Here is a 1,363-nt window from a genome sequence, read left to right on the forward strand (position 1 = left end):
AGTTGGGCGCAATTGGCGAGATACCTAGCGTTTCTACCATTTTTTGAACCCTAGGCCATGGACAACCTTTTCGAAGGGTTTCATGAAAAGCCGCATTCAATTGAATATAGTGTTCATTTGTTACATCGGATAACTGAATCTCTTCCATTTCAATCAATATTTTCTCTAATTGTTTTTTGTCTTCTTCTGTTAAATAGGGAAGTGACTTTTCAACAGCAAGGCCTTCAAGAAGAGACCTAGTGTGGTAGATTTCTTCAATATCATCTCGGGTTATTGGAGTGACGATAGCTCCTTTGTGTGGAACCATTTCCACTAAACCTTCCATTTGAAGCTGTGTAAGCGCTTCTCGAATGGGCATTCTGCTTACATCTAATCGTTCAGCCCATTCCTCTTGAATTAAACGCTCGCCTTTTTTCAGTGTCCCGTTTAAAATTGCTTGTCTAAGACTTTTTGTTACATTGTTTACGATTGTTGACTTATCTCTATTAGCATTATCCAATTTATCTTCCACCTTTCAATATTGGATACAATTTTAACTATAACAACTATATAAAACGATTACAATAGTAAAAATAAAAGATATTGTATCCAATCTAAAAATTATTGGATACAATATTTCTGAAAATCCACCTTTTATTTCAAAAGAAAGTAACCTTCTGCTACGCTTACTTTAGTTCAATCTTTAATTTTTCTACTCTACGTAATAATGTCGTTCTATGGAAGACGGAGTTTTTCATCTGTTTAGACACATCCTCTCCTTTGTATAGATTATATAATTATTAATGTTGGTATTTAAAAGCGGACAAAAAAACTTGGTCCCCTTTATGTTTTTCAACTATGCTTCCGTTTGTTATTTTGAATAAGGAGATTCTTTTTTTCTGACTATGATACAATTAACTAAAAAACCAAATTTATACAAAGGAGTGAGGATATAATGAGTAAAGAAGTATATATTATTGGCGATATTCGCACTAATAATTTCACGGATGAAAATTTATTCGATAAAATTAGGTCATTATGGAATAAAATGAATGATTTCAATATTGAAAATGATATTAAGTATGGGGTTTACCATCAATACACAAGTAATTATCGTGGTGACTATACTTTAACTATTGCTACTGAAACTCCAGTGTCAAATGAAAAAATTATTATTCCAGAAAATGAATATAAAGTGTTTGAATGTTTACAAGATGAGCATTCCATAGGTGAAACTTGGAAAAAGATATGGCAGCTTGAAGATGAAAAAAAGTTGAATAGGGCATATAGCCTGGATTATGAAAAATATTATCCTGATGGAAAAGTGGAAATACATATAGCGATTAATTAATGCATTAACAAAAGAACCCTATAAAATATAGGG

At 31.8% G+C, this 1,363-nt stretch carries 2 protein-coding genes; one reads left to right on the top strand and one right to left on the bottom strand.

The window, feature by feature from the left end:
* Positions 1 to 499, bottom strand: a 499-nt coding sequence (locus AC1DUW_RS29025; protein WP_477644212.1) for a GntR family transcriptional regulator, incomplete at its 3' end; no start/stop codon positions are given.
* 435 nt (positions 500 to 934) lie between these two features.
* On the opposite strand from AC1DUW_RS29025, the gene AC1DUW_RS29030 reads away from it, so the two are divergent.
* Complete coding sequence (locus AC1DUW_RS29030; protein WP_477644213.1) at positions 935 to 1,330, top strand: GyrI-like domain-containing protein; 396 nt, start codon at positions 935 to 937, stop codon at positions 1,328 to 1,330.
* Positions 1,331 to 1,363 lie beyond the last annotated feature (33 nt).

The organism is Peribacillus sp. P4_C12 (genome assembly GCF_056402095.1).

What these genes read in the sequence shown, in the direction of transcription:
- AC1DUW_RS29030 (WP_477644213.1), top strand. Translation starts at nt 935, where the DNA reads ATGAGTAAAGAAGTATATATTATTGGCGATATTCGCACTAATAATTTC.